This is a genomic window from Xenorhabdus siamensis (genome assembly GCF_037996745.1).
In the GTDB taxonomy this organism is placed as follows: domain Bacteria; phylum Pseudomonadota; class Gammaproteobacteria; order Enterobacterales; family Enterobacteriaceae; genus Xenorhabdus; species Xenorhabdus indica.
This window is the reverse complement of sequence record NZ_JBBMXE010000008.1, coordinates 62,667-81,408: the sequence shown is the minus strand read 5'-3', so window position 1 is coordinate 81,408 and position 18,742 is coordinate 62,667. Positions and strand designations below refer to the sequence as shown.

The 18,742-nt window shown below is 43.7% G+C and carries 15 protein-coding genes, 2 tRNA genes and 1 pseudogene; all 18 read left to right on the top strand.

The genetic code is table 11. The annotated features are described in order from the left end of the window. Positions 1–208: 208 nt before the first annotated feature. The 18 genes and pseudogenes from sucA to pnuC all read left to right on the top strand — a co-directional run bounded on the left by sucA (position 209) and on the right by pnuC (position 18,472). Entirely contained in the window at positions 209–3,016 is a 2,808-nt protein-coding gene (gene sucA, locus AAC852_RS08700; protein ID WP_340620693.1) for a 2-oxoglutarate dehydrogenase E1 component, read from the top strand. A gap of 13 nt (positions 3,017–3,029) precedes the next feature. Continuing rightward, on the top strand, positions 3,030–4,247 hold the full coding sequence (odhB, locus tag AAC852_RS08695) for a 2-oxoglutarate dehydrogenase complex dihydrolipoyllysine-residue succinyltransferase (protein WP_340620692.1): 1,218 nt from the start codon (positions 3,030–3,032) through the stop codon (positions 4,245–4,247). A 173-nt stretch (positions 4,248–4,420) separates the two neighbouring features. Beyond that, positions 4,421–5,587 (top strand): ADP-forming succinate--CoA ligase subunit beta, encoded by a 1,167-nt coding sequence (gene sucC / locus AAC852_RS08690; protein ID WP_340620691.1) that lies wholly within the window; start codon positions 4,421–4,423, stop codon positions 5,585–5,587. Next, positions 5,587–6,462, top strand: a complete 876-nt coding sequence (sucD, locus tag AAC852_RS08685; RefSeq protein WP_340620690.1) for a succinate--CoA ligase subunit alpha — start codon at positions 5,587–5,589, stop codon at positions 6,460–6,462. The genes sucC and sucD overlap by 1 nt, the downstream gene beginning before the upstream one ends. Positions 6,463–6,608: 146 nt before the next feature. Further along, positions 6,609–7,985: an IS4 family transposase gene (locus AAC852_RS08680; protein WP_340620768.1), complete on the top strand. Its 1,377-nt coding sequence runs from the start codon at positions 6,609–6,611 to the stop codon at positions 7,983–7,985. 624 nt (positions 7,986–8,609) lie between these two features. Then, positions 8,610–10,196: a cytochrome ubiquinol oxidase subunit I gene (gene cydA / locus AAC852_RS08675; protein WP_340620689.1), complete on the top strand. Its 1,587-nt coding sequence runs from the start codon at positions 8,610–8,612 to the stop codon at positions 10,194–10,196. Positions 10,197–10,210: 14 nt separating this feature from the next. Then, positions 10,211–11,350: a cytochrome d ubiquinol oxidase subunit II gene (gene cydB, locus AAC852_RS08670; protein ID WP_340620688.1), complete on the top strand. Its 1,140-nt coding sequence runs from the start codon at positions 10,211–10,213 to the stop codon at positions 11,348–11,350. A gap of 25 nt (positions 11,351–11,375) precedes the next feature. Next, complete coding sequence (gene cydX, locus AAC852_RS08665; protein WP_340620687.1) at positions 11,376–11,492, top strand: cytochrome bd-I oxidase subunit CydX; 117 nt, start codon at positions 11,376–11,378, stop codon at positions 11,490–11,492. 268 nt (positions 11,493–11,760) lie between these two features. Beyond that, positions 11,761–12,165: a tol-pal system-associated acyl-CoA thioesterase gene (gene ybgC, locus AAC852_RS08660; RefSeq protein WP_340620686.1), complete on the top strand. Its 405-nt coding sequence runs from the start codon at positions 11,761–11,763 to the stop codon at positions 12,163–12,165. Next, on the top strand, positions 12,162–12,851 hold the full coding sequence (gene tolQ / locus AAC852_RS08655; protein WP_340620685.1) for a Tol-Pal system protein TolQ: 690 nt from the start codon (positions 12,162–12,164) through the stop codon (positions 12,849–12,851). Before ybgC ends, tolQ begins: the two co-directional genes overlap by 4 nt. 23 nt (positions 12,852–12,874) lie before the next feature. After that, the gene (gene tolR, locus AAC852_RS08650) at positions 12,875–13,306 is read left to right on the top strand and encodes a colicin uptake protein TolR (protein WP_340620684.1); all 432 of its coding nucleotides are present in this window, start codon (positions 12,875–12,877) and stop codon (positions 13,304–13,306) included. Between the two features lie 35 nt (positions 13,307–13,341). Continuing rightward, positions 13,342–14,355, top strand: a complete 1,014-nt coding sequence (gene tolA, locus AAC852_RS08645) for a cell envelope integrity protein TolA (protein ID WP_340620683.1) — start codon at positions 13,342–13,344, stop codon at positions 14,353–14,355. A gap of 163 nt (positions 14,356–14,518) precedes the next feature. Continuing rightward, positions 14,519–15,825: pseudogene (tolB, locus tag AAC852_RS08640) on the top strand (Tol-Pal system beta propeller repeat protein TolB). Positions 15,826–15,868: 43 nt separating this feature from the next. Then, entirely contained in the window at positions 15,869–16,375 is a 507-nt protein-coding gene (gene pal / locus AAC852_RS08635; RefSeq protein ID WP_340620682.1) for a peptidoglycan-associated lipoprotein Pal, read from the top strand. A 9-nt stretch (positions 16,376–16,384) separates the two neighbouring features. Further along, complete coding sequence (gene cpoB / locus AAC852_RS08630; RefSeq protein ID WP_340620681.1) at positions 16,385–17,149, top strand: cell division protein CpoB; 765 nt, start codon at positions 16,385–16,387, stop codon at positions 17,147–17,149. A gap of 167 nt (positions 17,150–17,316) precedes the next feature. Then, positions 17,317–17,392 (top strand) — tRNA-Lys (locus AAC852_RS08625). Between the two features lie 31 nt (positions 17,393–17,423). Further along, positions 17,424–17,499 (top strand) — tRNA-Lys (locus tag AAC852_RS08620). Between the two features lie 271 nt (positions 17,500–17,770). Beyond that, positions 17,771–18,472 (top strand): nicotinamide riboside transporter PnuC, encoded by a 702-nt coding sequence (gene pnuC / locus AAC852_RS08615; protein WP_340620680.1) that lies wholly within the window; start codon positions 17,771–17,773, stop codon positions 18,470–18,472. Positions 18,473–18,742 lie beyond the last annotated feature (270 nt).

The window sequence follows — 18,742 nt, the reverse complement described above, 5'->3', positions numbered from 1 at the left end:
CTGCTAATGACGGCGCATGTTATTGGAATAAAGGAACCTTTAAAAACTGCCTCTCAGTTTTTAAAGGTTCCTTGAAGGGTAGGATAACCCAAATAGAGAACATGCATTAAGCACGTCCAAATGAACCTTTTATCAACACTGCTTATTAATAAAGCGGTATTTGTTAACCACGGCGAAAACTAAAGCTTTTAAAGCTTAAGGGATCACAATGCAGAACGGTGCAATGAAGGACTGGCTGGACTCAAGCTTTCTGGCTGGTGCAAACCAGTCTTACATAGAGCAAATCTATGAAGACTATATAACCGATCCTAATTCTGTTGATGCAGGTTGGAGAGAAATTTTCCAACAATTACCGGATGCAGGACTTCACGGGGAACAACTTCACTCACAGACACGTGATTACTTCCGTCGTCTGGCAAAGGATGCCACTCGTTACCACACTTCAGTCAGCGATCCAGCAATGGATGCAAAACAAGTTAAGGTTTTGCAGCTTATCAACGCATTCCGCTTCCGCGGTCATCAACATGCGAATCTTGATCCATTGGGATTATGGAAACAGGAACCTGTATCGGATCTCGATCCTGCTTTCCATAATTTAACAAAAGCTGATTTTGAAGAAACGTTTAATGTAGGCTCATTTGCTAGCGGCAAAGAGACAATGAAATTGGCGGATTTGTATGACGCACTGAAACGCATTTACTGCGGCTCTATTGGTGCGGAATATATGCATATCACCAATACAGAAGAAAAACGCTGGATCCAGCAGCGCCTGGAATCTGTCTCTGTCAGCTCACAATTCAGCGCAGATGAAAAACGTCGCTTTTTGGCGGAGTTAACTGCGGCGGAAGGTCTGGAACGTTATCTGGGGGCTAAGTTTCCAGGAGCGAAACGTTTTTCTCTGGAAGGCGGTGATGCGCTAGTTCCAATGCTGAAGGATTTGATCCGTCATGCAGGCAAGCAAGATACACGCGAAGTTGTACTTGGCATGGCTCACCGTGGTCGCCTCAATGTTCTTATTAATATCTTAGGTAAAAAACCTGCTGATCTGTTTGATGAATTTGCCGGAAAACATAAAGAACATCTCGGAACAGGTGATGTGAAGTATCATCAGGGTTTTTCCTCTGATTTCGAAACCGAAGGCGGTTTGGTACACTTAGCGTTAGCATTCAACCCATCTCACCTTGAAATTGTCAGCCCTGTAGTTATTGGATCAGTGCGTGCTCGCCGTGACCGTCTTGATGAAGGCCAGAGCAACATGGTGTTGCCGATAACTATTCATGGTGACGCAGCGGTAACAGGGCAGGGGATTGTTCAGGAAACACTGAACATGTCTCAGGCTCGCGGCTATGAAGTTGGTGGTACTGTTCGCATTGTGGTTAACAACCAGATTGGTTTTACTACTTCTAACCCAAAAGATGCCCGTTCAACACAATATTGTACTGATATTGTGAAAATGGTTCAGGCACCGATTTTCCACGTAAATGCTGATGATCCGGAAGCTGTCGCTTTTGTTACCCGCCTGGCCCTGGATTTCCGTAATACCTTTAAACGTGACGTGATGATTGATTTGGTTTGTTACCGTCGTCACGGTCATAACGAAGCTGATGAGCCAAGTGCAACTCAGCCACTAATGTATCAGAAAATTAAGAAACACCCGACTCCACGTAAGATCTATGCGGACAAACTCATCGCAGAAGGTCTGCTGTCGCCTAATGATGTGACTGAAATGGTCAACTTATATCGTGATGCATTGGATCATGGTGAATGTGTTGTCGATGAATGGCGTCCAATGGGGTTGCATTCGTTTACCTGGGAGCCTTACCTGAATCACGAATGGGATGAAGAGTATCCACATAAAATGGATATGAAGCGTCTGCAAGATCTTGGCAAACGCATTAGTACCATTCCTGCCGAAGTAGAAATGCACTCTCGTGTTGCGAAAATCTATGCTGACCGTGCAGAAATGGCCAACGGTAACAAACTGTTTGACTGGGGTGGAGCAGAAACACTGGCTTATGCAACCTTGGTTGATGAAGGTATTCCAGTTCGTCTGTCTGGTGAAGACGCTGGCCGTGGTACATTCTTCCACCGCCATGCGGTTATCCATAATCAGGCTAATGCTTCTGTTTATGTCCCTCTGGCAAATGTTCACAACGGTCAGGGAGTATTTAACGTATGGGATTCAGTCCTGTCAGAAGAAGCTGTACTGGCATTTGAATATGGTTATGCAACGACAGAGCCTAGAGCATTGACTATCTGGGAAGCCCAGTTTGGTGATTTTGCTAACGTAGCACAGGTTGTAATTGACCAGTTCATCAGTTCTGGTGAGCAAAAATGGGGTCGTATGTGTGGTCTGGTCATGCTGTTGCCACATGGCTACGAAGGGCAAGGTCCTGAGCACTCATCAGCACGTCTGGAACGTTACCTGCAATTGTGTGCAGAACAGAACATGCAGGTTTGTGTGCCATCAACTCCGGCTCAGGTTTACCACATGCTGCGCCGTCAGGCACTGCGTGGTATGCGTCGTCCCCTGATAGTCATGTCACCTAAGTCGTTGTTGCGTCATCCATTGGCAGTATCCAGCCTGGATGAATTGGCTAACGGTAAATTTGAAACAGTGATTGGTGAAGTTGATGCGTTGGAGCCAAAAGGTGTGAAACGCGTTGTACTTTGCTCCGGTAAAGTTTATTACGATCTGCTGGAACAACGTCGTAAGAACGAGCAGACCGACGTCGCCATTGTGCGTATTGAACAACTGTATCCATTCCCGCGTCAGGACATGCAGACTTTACTTGAGCAGTATGCTCATGTGCATGATTTTGTCTGGTGTCAGGAAGAGCCACTGAACCAAGGGGCTTGGTATTGCAGTCAACATAATTTCCGTGAAGCGATCCCATTTGGGGCTTCTTTACGTTATGCAGGGCGTCCGGCTTCTGCTTCCCCGGCTGTGGGCTATACATCTGTTCACCAGCAGCAACAGCAAGCTCTGGTTAATGACGCACTGAACGTTGAATAAATAAGGATAGAAAATGAGTAGCGTAGAAATTCTGGTTCCAGACCTTCCTGAATCTGTTGCGGATGCCACTGTTGCGACATGGCATAAAAAACCAGGTGATACCGTAGAGCGTGATGACATTTTGGTTGAAATCGAAACAGATAAAGTGATTTTAGAAGTACCAGCAAGTGAAGCGGGTGTTCTGGAATCTATTCTGGAAGAAGAAGGTGCCACTGTACTGTCTAAGCAACTGCTTGGCCGTATTAGCTTGAGTGACAGTACGGGTATGCCGGCTGTGGTGAAAGAACAAACAGAAGCAACACCAGCACAACGCCAGACAGCGTCTTTGGAAGAAGAAAGCAATGATGCACTGAGTCCGGCAGTTCGTCGTTTGATTGCTGAGCATGATTTAGACCCTGCTGCGATTAAAGGCAGTGGTGTAGGTGGCCGTATTGTGCGTGAAGACGTAGAAAAATATATTGCTGCGAACAAAAAAGAGAGTACTAAAACCGCTGAATCTGCTCCAGCGGCTCAACCATCTCAGTTGCCTCATCGCAGTGAAAAACGCGTCCCAATGACGCGTTTACGTAAGCGCATTGCAGAACGTTTGCTCGAAGCGAAGAACAACACTGCAATGCTGACGACTTTTAATGAAGTCAATATGAAGCCAATTCAGGAATTGCGTAAGCAATACGGTGATGAATTTGAAAAACGTCACGGTGTTCGTCTGGGTTTCATGTCTTTCTATGTGAAAGCTGTTGTCGAAGCGCTGAAACGTTATCCAGAAGTTAATGCTTCTATTGATGGCACTGATGTGGTTTATCACAACTATTTTGATATCAGCATCGCAGTATCTACACCTCGTGGTCTGGTGACGCCAGTACTGCGTGATGCAGATGCATTGAGCATGGCTGATATTGAGAAAAACATCAAAGAGCTGGCTATTAAAGGCCGTGACGGCAAATTGACCGTTGAAGAACTCACCGGTGGTAATTTCACTATTACCAATGGTGGTGTTTTTGGTTCCTTGATGTCTACTCCAATCATTAACCCACCACAAAGTGCGATCCTTGGCATGCACGCTATTAAAGATCGCCCAATGGCAGTAAATGGTCAGGTTGCGATCCTTCCAATGATGTATCTGGCTCTGTCTTATGACCATCGTCTGATTGACGGGCGTGAGTCTGTGGGCTTCCTGGTGACTATCAAAGAAATGCTGGAAGATCCAACACGTTTGTTGCTGGATGTATAGCATCACCATCAGGGCGGAGGGTGTTAAATTCCGTCCAGTCTGAAGTCAAACGATGTTGATGTAAAAAGTGCTGATGTAACAAATTATGCGGCCAGCCTTCGGGCTGGTCATATCCAGAGCAACAAAATAGAAGGTAATTTACCTTTCTTAGATTAAATTATGGATAGAACATCATGAATTTACACGAGTATCAGGCAAAACAACTTTTTGCACGGTATGGCTTACCAGCACCTGCTGGTTATGCCTGCACTACACCGCGCGAAGCAGAAGAAGCAGCATCCAAGATTGGTGCAGGCCCTTGGGTCGTTAAATGTCAGGTTCATGCAGGCGGTCGCGGTAAAGCCGGGGGCGTGAAAGTCGTCAATAGCAAGGAGGATATCCGTGCTTTTGCTGAACAGTGGCTGGGTAAACGACTGGTAACTTACCAGACAGATGCACAGGGGCAACCTGTCCATCAGATCCTGGTAGAAGGGGCTACCGATATTGCTAAAGAGCTGTATCTTGGTGCCGTTGTTGACCGTGGTACACGTCGTGTAGTGTTCATGGCCTCTACCGAAGGTGGTGTCGAAATAGAAAAAGTGGCGGAAGAAACGCCCGAACTGATTCATAAAGCAATCATCGATCCACTGGCTGGCCCTATGCCCTACCAAGGCCGTGAACTGGCGTTCAAGCTGGGTCTGACTGGTAAGCAAGTCAACCAATTCACTAAAATTTTCTTGGGATTGGCAAACCTTTTCCTTGAACGTGACCTGGCTCTAGTCGAAATTAACCCGTTGGTTATTACAACTCAAGGTGATCTTGTCTGTCTGGATGGGAAGTTGGGTGCGGACGGTAATGCTATGTTCCGTCAGGCCGAATTGCGTGAAATGCACGACCCTTCGCAGGAAGATCCACGTGAAGCTCAGGCTGCACAATGGGAACTGAATTATGTTGCGTTGGATGGCAACATTGGTTGTATGGTAAATGGTGCTGGTTTGGCGATGGGAACTATGGACATTGTCAAGCTGCACGGTGGCGCTCCGGCTAACTTCCTTGATGTAGGCGGTGGTGCGACAAAAGAGCGTGTTACTGAAGCCTTCAAAATTATCCTGTCGGATGAAAATGTGAAAGCTGTCTTGGTAAATATCTTTGGTGGGATCGTCCGTTGTGACCTGATTGCTGACGGTATTATTGGTGCGGTGGAAGAAGTAGGTGTTCACGTACCTGTAGTCGTTCGTTTGGAAGGAAATAATGCTGAACTGGGTGCGAAGAAACTGGCTGATAGTGGTTTGAATATCATTGCAGCAACCAGTTTGACAGACGCAGCTAAACAGGCAGTCGCAGCAGCGGGGAACAAATAATGTCTATTTTAATTGATAAAAACACCAAAGTGATTTGTCAGGGTTTCACTGGCAGTCAGGGTACTTTCCATTCAGAACAGGCGCTCGCTTACGGTACTCAAATGGTTGGCGGTGTAACGCCAGGTAAAGGTGGTACGCAACATCTTGGTTTGCCCGTCTTTAATACTGTCCGCGAAGCAGTTGAAGCAACAGGTGCGACAGCTTCTGTGATTTACGTGCCAGCACCATTCTGTAAAGACTCTATTTTGGAGGCTATTGATGCAGGTATTAAACTGATCATTACCATCACTGAAGGCATTCCAACGCTGGATATGCTGGCAGTTAAGGTAAAACTGGATCAGACTGGCGTGCGTATGATCGGCCCTAACTGTCCGGGTGTTATTACTCCGGATGAATGTAAGATCGGTATTATGCCTGGTCATATTCATAAGGCAGGTAAAGTAGGTATTGTGTCTCGCTCAGGGACTTTGACCTATGAGGCCGTGAAGCAAACAACTGACGCAGGATTAGGCCAATCCACTTGTGTTGGTATCGGCGGTGACCCAATCCCAGGTTCAAACTTTATTGATATTCTGAAACTGTTCCAGGAAGATCCACAGACTGAAGCTATCGTCATGATTGGTGAAATTGGTGGTACAGCAGAAGAAGAAGCAGCTGCGTATATCAAAGAGCATGTTACTAAACCGGTTGTAGCTTACATTGCCGGTGTAACAGCACCTAAAGGTAAGCGAATGGGACATGCAGGAGCGATTATTGCAGGTGGTAAAGGTACGGCGGATGAAAAATTCGCAGCACTGGAATCCGCGGGAGTGAAGACTGTCCGCAGCCTGGCTGACATCGGCGATGCAGTTAAGGGTTTATTGACCAGTAACTAGTCACAAAATAAGCTATTTTTATAGAAAAAGGCTGCTTTAAAGCCTATCTCTTCTACACAAATCCCTCGATTGAATCGAGGGACTTTTTTGAACCTTTTTCTACCTGGCTGATCTCAATAAGAAATACTACGTTGAGGTCACGTATGATGTTTTCAACAGATGCTGAGCCATGGGCAAAAGACACTTTTCAATATGCTGATTTAGGGGATAGCCGCCGCACTAAGCGGCTGATCAAACTGACTTCTTCTCTTGCCAATCATTTAGGACAGTCTCTCGTGCAATCTTTAAAATCACCTGCGGATATCGAAGCTGCTTATCGCTTCGCTCGCAATCAAGCCATTAATCCTCAAGCTATCGCAGAAGCTGGCTTTGTCGCCACCGCTGAGCAGGTTAAGCACTATGATTGCCTCCTCGCGCTTGAAGATACGACCTCGCTGGAATTTATCCACCCTACGGTTCGAGATGAGATGGGGCACACCACATCCAATAAGTATTCCAGAGGGATGCATGCGCATTCCGTTCTGCTTTTTGCACCTGATAAGCAACAGGTCGTTGGACTCATTGAGCAGGCACGTTGGACCCGAGACCTTCAGGCTTACGGGCAAAATCAATATCATGCGAGCAGAGCTTATAAAGACAAAGAAAGCTATAAATGGGAACGGGCTTCACGCGCAATGGAAGCCCGCCTCGGTGCTGACATGCGAAAAGTTATCTCGGTCTGTGACCGGGAAGCAGACATTATCGAGTACCTGACCTATAAGGTCTCAAATCATCAGCGCTTTGTCGTTCGCTCTATGCAAAGCCGTTGCATAGAAGAAAGCAGCGACAAGCTTTATCATTACAGTGGCGCCTTGGTGTATGCGGATACGAGAACGGTTCAAGTGAGGCAAAAAGGCGGGCGAAAAGCGCGTGATGCACACTGCGAAGTGCGTTATGCGGCGGTGACCGTAAAAATCCCGGCGAATAAAACCGGTGACGGCGTCCCACTGTACTATGTCGGTTGTCAAGAAACGGGAAATCATGATGGCTTGAGCTGGCACATTCTGACCTCAGAACCCGTGAAAACAAAAGAAGATGCCCAGCGTATTCTCGATTACTACGAAAAACGGTGGCTGATTGAAGAATTTCACAAAGCGTGGAAAAGCGGTGGCACTCAGGTTGAAGAGTTACGCATGCAAAGCAAAGAGAATTTAGAACGCATGGTAGTGATACTCGCGTTTATTGCAGTCCGTCTTCATCAATTGCGCTATCTGGGGCTTAATAAAGAGGAAGCAGAAAAGCAGAGCTGTGAAATGATCCTGAGTCCGCTAGCGTGGAACTTACTGTGGTCAAAGCAAAACAAATCGAAACCACCGAAGAAAGCCCCAAGCCTCTACTGGGCCTATATTAACCTCGGCAAGCTTGCAGGTTGGTACGATTCAAAACGTAATGGTCGAGTAGGATGGGAAAGGCTATGGGAAGGATGGTTCATATTACAAACCCTCCTTGAGGGTTACTTGCTTGCACAGTCTCTTGAGCTATAGATGTGATCAAGAGACAGGCTTTAAAGCAGCCTTTTTATTTCATTTATAAGATAAACAGTAGGTTAGTCTTTTTATATGGAGAGGTGTTTTTAAATTTAATTGAACTTATTTTAGAAAATTCTATTTAATCAATTAATTTAATTATAAATGTTAGAAAAATATATTTTTCTCATAATGAAAATGAAAAGTTAATTTTATAATGCTTTTTACAGCAAAAAATAAATTAATCAGTATTGCGGGAAACAAATTATTAACACTAAATCAACTGTAATGAAATAATAGTTGTAATGATTAACAAAGAACAGAAAAAATTGACTAAAATCAATTTATTAATATGGAATGTGTTCGCTAAACTTGATTTAATTGTTCTAAAATAAATGGTATTACCTCATAAATGAGCGGCAATACTGGCCTATATTGAGAATTCCAATCTTAGTCATGTAAAAGCTATTTATTGTGTGCGAATATAGGCGTAATATCATTGGGGTATTTACTGAATTTTGATTTACTTAATAATTTTTTGTTGTGTTTGAGGCATTTATTGCTGGTAGTTACGAGATTTTCATTTTACGAAAGTCGGGTTGCCGCAAGTCGGTGTCTTCCTGCTAGGAGCAAGGAGTCAAAATGTTTGATATTGTCGAACTGTCACGGTTACAGTTTGCCTTAACTGCTATGTACCATTTCCTATTCGTACCATTAACACTCGGTATGGCGTTTTTGCTTGCGATTATGGAAACGGTATATGTCCTGTCTGGTAAACAAATCTACAAAGATATGACGAAATTCTGGGGGAAGTTATTTGGTATTAACTTTGCTCTGGGGGTTGCAACAGGTTTGACTATGGAGTTCCAGTTCGGAACAAACTGGTCATATTTCTCACATTACGTTGGTGATATTTTTGGTGCACCATTGGCCATTGAAGGTTTAATGGCTTTCTTTCTTGAATCCACATTTGTTGGTTTGTTCTTTTTCGGTTGGGATCGCCTGAGCAAGAAACAGCATTTGGTTGTAACTTGGTTGGTTGCATTAGGTTCTAACTTCTCTGCATTATGGATTCTAATTGCGAATGGTTGGATGCAAAACCCGATTGCATCTGATTTCAATTTTGAAACCATGCGCATGGAGATGGTGAGCTTTAGCGATCTGGTTCTGAATCCTGTTGCTCAAGTGAAATTTGTTCATACTGTAGCTGCGGGTTATGTGACAGGTGCGATTTTCGTCTTGGGGATCAGTGCTTATTACTTGCTTAAAGGGCGGGATATTCCGTTTGCTAAACGTTCATTTGCCATTGCATCAAGTTTCGGTATTGCAGCAGTCCTGTCCGTCATTGTACTGGGGGATGAATCTGGATATGAAATGGGGGATGTGCAGAAAACCAAACTGGCTGCCATTGAGGCAGAGTGGGATACGCAAACTCCTCCGGCTGCATTCACGCTGATTAGTATTCCTGATCAGGATAAAATGGAAAACAAATACTCCATCCAAATTCCTTACATATTAGGCCTTATCGCTACACGCTCTACTGATACTCCGGTTGTTGGCTTGCGTGACTTGATGAGTCAGCATGAGCAACGTATCCGTAATGGCCTTAAGGCATATGAATTGCTGGAAGAGCTGAGTGCAGGTAACACTGATCCGGCAGTACGTAAGGCATTCAACGAAAGCAAAAAAGACCTTGGTTACGGCATGCTCGTAAAACGTTACACCTCAGAGGTAGCAAACGCGACAGAAGAGCAAATTAAAGCCGCTGCGAAAGATTCTATTCCACGTGTGGCACCGCTTTATTTTGCATTTCGTATTATGGTTGCTTGTGGCTTCATCATGTTATTGGTTATCGGCCTGGCATTCTTCAGCGTTATCCGTAATCGCATTGGTCAACAAAAGTGGTTATTGCGTGCGGCGTTATTTAGTATTCCATTACCGTGGATTGCGGTTGAAGCTGGTTGGTTTGTTGCAGAGTATGGCCGTCAGCCTTGGGCTATTGGTGAAGTATTGCCAACCGCAGTGGCAGCTTCGACACGCAGTACTGGTGATCTGATTTTCTCAATGGCACTGATTTGTGGTCTGTATACCTTGTTCCTGATCGCCGAAATGTTTCTGATGTTTAAATTTGCTCGCCTTGGTCCAAGTAGCCTCAAGACTGGGCGTTACCATTTTGAACAGAAAACCATTTCTTCAACCAATAATTCTTCAGCGAATAATATTGAGTAAGCAGGGGTCCACATATGCTTGATTATGAAGTGTTACGATTTATATGGTGGCTGCTGATTGGTGTATTGCTAATCGGGTTTGCAGTGACCGATGGTTTTGACATGGGTGTTGGTGTCCTGCTGCGGATTATCGGCAAAAATGACACTGAGCGCCGTGTCATGATTAACTCAATTGCCCCTCACTGGGACGGTAACCAGGTATGGTTAATTACAGCGGGTGGCGCACTGTTTGCTGCCTGGCCAGCAGTATATGCTGCCGCTTTCTCCGGTTTCTATGTAGCGATGATTTTGGTGTTGGCTGCGTTATTCTTCCGGCCTGTAGGGTTTGACTATCGTTCAAAACTGGAAAACAGAAAATGGCGTAACATGTGGGACTGGGCGTTATTTGTTGGCAGTTTTGTACCTCCATTGGTCATTGGAGTTGCATTCGGTAACCTGCTACAAGGCGTACCACTGATGATAGATGTAGATCAGAGGGTTTCCTATGAAGGGTCATTCTTTGAGTTGCTGAACCCTTATGGGCTGCTGGCAGGTATCATCAGTTTGATGATGATTACGACACAAGGGGCAACTTACCTGCAAATGCGTACTACGGGTGAATTGCATTTGCGTTCCCGTACTGCGACACACGTTTGTGCATTGATAACCGCAGTGGCTTTCTTACTAGCGGGTGTGTGGCTGATATATGGCATTGATGGTTATGTTGTGACTAGCGGTCTGGATGTGAATGGAGTATCTAATCCATTGCATAAACAAGTTACTCAACAGGTTGGGGCATGGCTGATCAATTTCAATAATCAGCCAATATTGTGGTCAATACCTGTATTGGGTGTCATTCTTCCTTTGTTGACTATGCTGGCAACTCGATTGGATAAAGGTGCCTGGGCGTTTCTATTTTCATCACTGACAGTTGCTTGCATTATTCTGACCGCAGGAATATCCATGTTCCCGTTTGTGATGCCATCAAGCCTTAATCCGAATGTCAGTTTGACTATGTGGGATGCGACATCCAGTCAGTGGACGTTGCAAATTATGTTCGTTGTTGCGCTTATCTTCGTTCCTATTATTCTGTCATACACCATTTGGTGTTACTACAAAACCTTTGGGCGTTTGGATAAGAGCTACATTGAAAACAACAAACACTCACTGTACTAATCACTGTACTAAAGGAGAATAGAACATGTGGTATTTTGCTTGGATTCTGGGGACGCTCTTAGCTTGTAGTTTTGCAGTTATTGCTGCTTTGGCACTTGAGCATAGTGAATCAGAAAAAGTCACTGAGAGTGACAAAAGATAATGTTGGTTGACAAATTTTACCAACTGATGAGTAAGGGTCTGCTAAGGGCCCTTATCCTTATTATGGCTCTTATCTGACGTCTTTTTTTCATCCATTACCTGCTTTTTGATTCTGATTTTTGGCTTATATCATTTCCTTAAGTAAACTATTTATGATTTTATAGGACGCTGGCCTATAAATTTTTTTGATTTCTTTAATAACAAGTCATTCCAAAGCGCTATTGTCTTGAGTATAGTGACAGCGTCAATTTGCCTGATTAGGATTATATGTGAGTAATATGTTGTTCCGTTGGCCTATCCGTGTTTACTACGAAGACACAGATGCTGGTGGTATAGTCTATCACGCTCAATATTTGGCTTTTTACGAAAGAGCACGTACAGAGATGCTGCGTGATAAGGGCTTCCACCAAAAGTATATGTTGGATGAACAAATTGGTTTTGCTGTCAGCCGCATGACCGTTGACTACCGGAAACCAGCAAGGCTGGATGACCAGCTAGTTGTGGAAAGCGAGATCACGAATATCCGTGGTGCTTCACTGACATTTATCCAACGAATTATTGATTGTAATGATGTAGTTATCAGTAACGCAGAATGCCTGATCGTCTGCGTAAATTCATCTCAAATGAAGCCTATTGCGCTTCCAAAGTCTATTGTCGCGGAGTTTAAGCAGTGACTGACATGAACATCCTAGATTTATTTCTGAAGGCAGGCTTTTTAGTGCAGCTGATCATGTTAGTCTTGATTGGCTTCTCTGTAGTTTCTTGGGCAATTATTATTCAACGAACAAGAATTCTGAATGCTGCTACCCGGGAAACGGAAGCATTTGAAGATAAATTTTGGTCTGGGGTTGAATTATCCCGTCTTTATAAAGAAAGCCAGTCACGCCGCGAATCTTTAAGTGGCACTGAACAGATTTTCTATTCTGGTTTTAAAGAATTTGCTCGCTTACATCAGGCAAATAACCATGCACCAGAGGCTGTTATTACGGGAGCTTCCCGCGCTATGCGAATTTCAATGAATCGTGAATTAGAAACATTGGAAAATCATATCCCATTCCTGGGTACGGTGGGTTCTATTAGTCCCTATATCGGCCTGTTTGGTACAGTCTGGGGGATCATGCATGCTTTTATTGCTCTGGGAGCGGTAAAACAGGCAACATTGCAAATGGTCGCGCCTGGTATTGCGGAAGCTTTGATTGCAACAGCAATTGGTTTGTTTGCTGCGATTCCGGCGGTGATAGCTTATAACCGTCTGAACCAGCGTGTCAATAAACTGGAACAAAGTTACGACAATTTTATGGAAGAATTTCTGGCGATTTTGCATCGTCAGGCTTTTGTTTCTAATTCCAATAAGTCGTAATTCATTGTAAGGGGAAAAAGCGAATGGCGCGCACTCGTAGTCGCAGACGTGAGCTAAAATCCGAGATCAATATCGTCCCCTTGCTGGACGTGTTGCTGGTTTTGCTGCTGATTTTTATGGCAACTGCCCCGATTATCACACAAAGTGTCGAAGTTGATTTACCTGATTCGGTGGATTCCAAAACCGTCTCCAGTTCTGATAATCCACCGGTTATTGTAGAAGTTTCCGGGGTAGGGCGGTACAACATGGTTATTAATCAGGAGCGTTTAGAATTACTACCTGAACAGCAAATTATTGCTGAAGCTCAAACCTTGATGAAAGCTAACCCAAAAACAATTTTCTTGATTGGGGGTTCAAAGGAAGTCCCTTATGATGAAATCATCAAGGCACTTAATATGCTTCGTCAAGCGGGTGTGAAATCGGTTGGTTTAATGACTCAGCCTATTGGTGCCTGATGGTGGCTTTTACTTAAAGTTTCTGGATGTCGAGCGTGGGAAAGACAAACAAGCAAAACAGTGGGCTAAATCGTGCCGTTATCATTTCAATTATTTTGCACATTATCCTGTTCGGATTTTTGATTTGGGGATCTTTGAAGCAAAAAACGGAAATGGGAGGCGGTGGAAATAGTGGTACGGTGATTGATGCCGTTATGGTCGATCCGAATGCGGTAGTTCAGCAATATAATCAGCAACAGCAACAGCAGGCTAATGCAAAGTTGGCTGAGCAGCAACGGAAGAAAAAAGCTGAACAACAGGCAGCCGAATTGCGTGCTAAGCAGGCAGAAGAGCAGGAGCGGCTGAAAGCCGCAGAAGAAGAACGGATAAAAGCACAGCAAGTCGCGGAAGAACAGAAAAAGTTGGCTGATGCTGTGGCGGCTAAGGCCCGTGAAGAGCAAAAGATTGCCGAAGAAGCCGCTGCTAAAGCGAAAGCGGAGCAAGAAAGAATTCTGAAAGAGCAGGCAGAAGCTCAGAAAAAAGCAGAAGCCCAAGCTAAGAAAGAAGCAGAAGAAGCTGCGAAACGAAAAGCTGAAGCAGAAGCGAAGGCAAAAGCAGAGGCTGAAGCAAAGGCTAAAGCTGAAGCCGCGGCTAAAGCAAAAGTCAGAGCTAAGGCCGAAGCCCAAAAAGAGGCTCAGGCAGTTGATGATCTGCTTGGGGGATTAACTTCTAATGCGCCTAAACAGCAAGGTGGAGCATCCGCTGCGGGTAAAGGTGGTAGTAAGAAAAGCGGCGTTTCTGAATCGGATATCAATAATTATAAAGGGCAAATTCGGGCTGCGATCCAGAGTCATTTCCGTGATCCGAGTTTATACTTAGGGCGTACTTGTGACTTGAGCATAAAACTGGCATCAGATGGTATGTTGATTAGTGTTCAAGCTAATGGAGGCGATCCCGCCTTATGTAGGGCGGCAATTGCTGCGGCGAATCAAACTAAAATGCCACGTCCACCAAGTAAAGAGGTTTATGAACATTTCAAGAGTTTCTCACTAGACTTTAAACCACAGTAAAGTAAATATTTGGTGGGAATGTGTTATTTATTAGGTGAAATTTCGAATAATTTACTTGTATAAATAAAATTATTAGATTTTATTTAGGTATCTGGTTTTGTTTGTTGGCGTTTGTTAGAATCCGGCGGATTATTGCGGCCATATCGATCGCGATAAGGGAGAGATGATGAAGCAAACTTTTAAACTGACGTTTAAAGCATTATTGGGTTTTCTGGTGCTATGGGCAACGTTTGCTCATGCAGAAGTTCGCATTGAAATTACAGAAGGTGTTGATTCTGCCCGTCCTATTGGTGTTGTTCCATTTAAATGGACGGGGGCAGCAATCCGCCAGAAGAAATTGGTTCAATTGTTGCTGCCGATTTGAGGAACAGTGGGAAATTCAATCCTATTACTCCCGATCGTATGCCACAACAACCTACCACAGCCTCTGAAGTAACACCTGCGGTATGGTCTGCTCTTGGAATAGATTCTGTAGTCGTAGGGCAAATTCAACCTGCTGCTGATGGTAAATTTTTGGTTTCCTATCAGTTGGTTGATGTGGCTGGAACGCCCGGTTCAGTATTAGCGCAGAATCAATTTTCAGTTGAGAAAAAATGGCTACGTTATGCTGCGCATACAGCCAGCAATGAAGTATTTGAAAAGCTGACTGGCATTAAAGGCGCATTCACCACTCGTATCGCTTATGTGGTTAAGAAGGTTGCTACGAATAAGTATTCGTATGAACTGCGTGTTGCTGATTATGACGGTTATAATGAAACTCCGGTACGTAGTTCAGCAGAACCTTTAATGTCACCAGCATGGTCACCAGATAATTCTCAACTGGCATATGTGACATTTGAAGGAGGCCGTTCTCTGGTGATCCAAACATTGGCAACAGGAGTGATTCGTCATGTAGCTTCATTCCCTCGTCACAATGGAGCGCCGGCATTTTCCCCTGATGGAGCTAAACTCGCTTTTGCTCTATCCAAAACAGGTAGTCTGAACTTGTATGTGATGGATTTGGCTTCAGGGCAAATTCGCCAAATAACAGATGGCCGCAGTAATAATACTGAGCCAAGCTGGATGCCGGATAGCCAGACACTGGTCTATACCTCTGATCAGGGTGGTCGTCCACAATTGTATAAAATCGATATTAATGGCGGTGCTCCACAACGACTGACTTGGGAAGGTTCACAAAACCAAGATGCTGATGTGAGTCCAGACGGTACTTTTATCGTTATGGTTAGCACAGCGAGTGGCAGTCAGCACATCGCCAAACAGGATCTGGTAACGGGATCTGTCCAAGTTTTGACAGATACGTTTCTAGATGAAACGCCGAGTATCGCACCTAACGGCACTATGGTTATTTATAGCTCCACTCAAGGGCTGGGGACTGTATTGCAGCTAGTTTCGACTGACGGACGTTTCAAAGCGCGTCTTCCGGCTACCGATGGACAGGTTAAATTTCCTGCCTGGTCGCCGTATCTGTGATGCATAATAAGTATGTATGGCAAACTATAAAAGGATCAAAGAGATGCAACTGAACAAAGTGCTAAAAGGGCTGATGTTAGCTTTACCAATCATGGCCGTAGCAGCGTGTACTAACACTAACAAAAATGGCAACAATGATCAGTCTGGTGTAGGCACTGTTGATAATTCTTCTAAAGCAGGTCTGTCTGCTGAAGAATTAGCACGTCAGCAGATGCAAGAGCTGCAAAACAACAATATCGTATACTTTGGTTTCGATAAATACGACATTAACAGCGAATTTGCTCAAATGCTGGATGCGCATGCTGCATTCCTGCGTAGCAACCCATCTGTTAAAGTAACTATTGAAGGCCATGCAGATGAGCGCGGTACTCCGGAATACAATATCGCTCTGGGTGAGCGTCGTGCAAATGCAGTTAAAATGTATCTGCAAGGCAAAGGTGTTTCAGCTGACCAGCTTGCTATCGTTTCTTATGGTAAAGAAAAACCAGCTGTACTTGGTCATGACGAAGCAGCATACGCTAAAAACCGTCGCGCTGTAATCGTATACTAAGAGTAAGGCATGAACAGTAACTTCAGACATTTTGTATTGGGTCTGTCGTTATTGGTTGGCGTAGCGGCTCCATGGGCCGCTACTGCCCGAGCGCCAATCAGTAATGTCGGCTCAGGCTCCACAGATGAGCGCCTTTCCCAATTAGAGCGTATTTCCGACGCTCATAGTCAGTTATTAACTCAACTCCAGCAACAGCTTGCTGATTCTCAGCGTGATATTGATACACTCCGTGGTCAGATTCAGGAAAATCAATATCAATTAAATCAGATCATTGAGCGTCAGAAAGATATTTATCAGCAGTTGGATAAAATCACTAACCCTTCAGGTTCAGAAAATGATAATGCAGTGACCCCAGCGGAAAAGGGAACTGATAATCAGCCCGCAGTCGCCACCAGCACAGGAAGTGAAAAGGGAGATTATGATGCCGCTGTCGCTTTGGCTATCAACACTAAAGAATACGATAAGGCCATCGTAGCATTCCAGAATTTTGCTAAAGCTTATCCTAAGTCGAAATATTTACCGAATGTCAACTATTGGTTAGGTCAGTTGAATTACAACAAAGGTAAGAAAGATGATGCGGCTTATTATTTCGCGACTGTAGTGAAAAATTATCCTAAATCACAAAAAAGCAGTGATTCTCTGTATAAAGTTGGTTTGATTATGCAGGAAAAAGGGCAAAAGGATAAGGCGAAGGCAGTTTATCAACAGGTGGTTAAGCAATACCCCGGCACTAGTGCGGCTAAAATGGCCGAAAAAAAGATTGCAGGAATGTAATAATTATCCCCAAGAGGTTATTTATCAGTCTTTTTGGGGATAGTTGGTCGATTAATAGGCGCTTAAACGGGGCTTGATAAAATAAATATTGCGCCCAACAGCGAAATCAGTATTATATGCCGCCGTTGGCAAGCAATTAAGAAAGCAATGCCAGGCAAGATTTAGATGGGTCGTTAGCTCAGTCGGTAGAGCAGTTGACTTTTAATCAATTGGTCGCAGGTTCGAATCCTGCACGACCCACCATCTAAATTTTCAATCAAACATTCCCCCAGATGGGTCGTTAGCTCAGTCGGTAGAGCAGTTGACTTTTAATCAATTGGTCGCAGGTTCGAATCCTGCACGACCCACCATCTAAATTTTCAATCAAATATTTCCCAGATGAGTCATTAGCTCAGTCGGTAGAACTGTTGGCTTTTAATCAATCTCTCACAGGTTCGGGTCGAAAATTTATTTCTCCTTTTATACGTTAAGATCTCTAAAATACTTAAAGACTTTTGCTTAATAATTCGCTATCTTGTTTAGCATTTAAAACAATTAAGGGCCAAATAGTCGATTTTCATCTTAATTCTACGTTTTTTGTATTGATATACTAAACAACATTTATGGTAAGGATAAGAAAGCATGGATTTTTTCAACATTCATAACATATTAGTACATATTCCGTTAGGAACAGATGGTTATAACCTCTCATACATAGAAGCTGTTGGTACAATTGCGGGTTTATTATGTATTTGGCTCGCCAGTCAAGAAAAAATCATTAATTACCTGTTCGGTTTGATTAATGTGTCATTATTTGCTGTGATATTTTTCCAAATTCAACTTTATGCCAGTCTTATCCTACAGATCTTTTTCTTCGCTGCTAATATTTATGGTTGGTATGCTTGGAGCCGAATCAACGAACAGAAACAGATAGAATTAAAGATCCGTTGGTTGAAACCTAAACAAATGCTTAGTGTTGCGGCAGTTTCTATTCTTTTTATCCTGATCATGACATTCAATATTGATCAGATCTTTGGTTATATGGCAAAAATTGTGGTCCTTGTTTTACAGGGTATGGGCTCCAATATTACTATGCCGAATTTACAGCCAGATGCGTTCCCATTTTGGGATTCAATGATAACAGTGCTATCGATAGTGGCAATGATTTTAATGACTCGTAAGCATGTGGAAAATTGGCTGATATGGGTGTTCATTAATGTTATTAGTGTAGTGATTTACTTCTATCAAGGTGTTCTGGCTATGTCGTTGCAGTATATTATCCTGACGGGGATCGCTCTGAATGGTGCTCGTTTGTGGATAAAAGCAACAAAAAATAATGAATGAAGTGTGATCGATTAAAAACATAAACTAACAGTTAGCGCAGGCCATAAGTCATTAATCAGCTTATGGCTTGTTTATTGATATTTCATTTATTTTCTCCATCTTGTAAGTTCCTGCCTTATTAATTTACTCACTGAATTTACATAATTTTTATGTATATTCTTACTCTTCTATGAAAAAAACTCTTTTCTTACCCGTAAAGATTATTTACAGCACAGCGCCTAACAGTTAGATTGAGATCACAAAATTATTTCAAATAACTGTAAACACATT

Coding starts and splice junctions, on each gene's coding strand:
- sucA (WP_340620693.1), top strand. CDS start 209: ATGCAGAACGGTGCAATGAAGGACTGGCTGGACTCAAGCTTTCTGGCT.
- odhB (WP_340620692.1), top strand. CDS start 3,030: ATGAGTAGCGTAGAAATTCTGGTTCCAGACCTTCCTGAATCTGTTGCG.
- sucC (WP_340620691.1), top strand. CDS start 4,421: ATGAATTTACACGAGTATCAGGCAAAACAACTTTTTGCACGGTATGGC.
- sucD (WP_340620690.1), top strand. CDS start 5,587: ATGTCTATTTTAATTGATAAAAACACCAAAGTGATTTGTCAGGGTTTC.
- AAC852_RS08680 (WP_340620768.1), top strand. CDS start 6,609: ATGTTTTCAACAGATGCTGAGCCATGGGCAAAAGACACTTTTCAATAT.
- cydA (WP_340620689.1), top strand. CDS start 8,610: ATGTTTGATATTGTCGAACTGTCACGGTTACAGTTTGCCTTAACTGCT.
- cydB (WP_340620688.1), top strand. CDS start 10,211: ATGCTTGATTATGAAGTGTTACGATTTATATGGTGGCTGCTGATTGGT.
- cydX (WP_340620687.1), top strand. CDS start 11,376: ATGTGGTATTTTGCTTGGATTCTGGGGACGCTCTTAGCTTGTAGTTTT.
- tolR (WP_340620684.1), top strand. CDS start 12,875: ATGGCGCGCACTCGTAGTCGCAGACGTGAGCTAAAATCCGAGATCAAT.
- pal (WP_340620682.1), top strand. CDS start 15,869: ATGCAACTGAACAAAGTGCTAAAAGGGCTGATGTTAGCTTTACCAATC.
- cpoB (WP_340620681.1), top strand. CDS start 16,385: ATGAACAGTAACTTCAGACATTTTGTATTGGGTCTGTCGTTATTGGTT.
- pnuC (WP_340620680.1), top strand. CDS start 17,771: ATGGATTTTTTCAACATTCATAACATATTAGTACATATTCCGTTAGGA.